We start from the raw sequence: 553 nt of genomic DNA on the forward strand, positions 1-553 counted from the left end.
GGAAAGGCCCGCACTCCCTTCCTCCGTATCCATGCGGATGCCGTTACGCAGCCAGTTCATGAAGGCGCGTGACCAGTGGGTGCCGCTGTGCCTGAATTCTTCAGGATAGTCAATCCCATAATAATACAGGAATGCCTTGACGCGCTGTTTCATTCTTGCCAGGTCACGGACAAGGGCGTCACGGCTGCGCAAAAGGGTACGGACCTCCAACGTCTCCCTGCAAGGGACATGGATGGCGGTCAGCTCATTGCTACGCAGAGACCTGGCTATTTTCCTGCTGTCCACCGCATCCGTCTTCTGAAGACGTTCCTTCTGGCTGGTGGAGACATCTGCCGGATTAACCACTATATTCTGTATTCCCATTGCAACCAATTTATAATGTGCCCAGAAGCCACTGAAACCGGCTTCATAGGCTGACAGATAGTTTCCGTTGGGAAAATGAGAGTGAAGATAAGAGGACAGGGCTTCCGGACTCGGGGGCTGAACGAATGTCTTGTGGTGGAGATGCCCGCTCAGGATACTTACTGTCCAACTCTTCAAATGCACATCAATT

1 protein-coding gene is annotated in these 553 nt (G+C 52.4%); it reads right to left on the reverse strand.

Features of this window, described 5'->3' with window-relative positions:
- The coding region (locus B5F71_RS19685; RefSeq protein ID WP_158098173.1) for a transposase at positions 1 to 553 on the reverse strand (553 nt) is incomplete at both ends.

It is taken from the genome of Bacteroides sp. An269 (assembly GCF_002159755.1).
Lineage (GTDB): Bacteria > Bacteroidota > Bacteroidia > Bacteroidales > Bacteroidaceae > Phocaeicola > Phocaeicola intestinalis.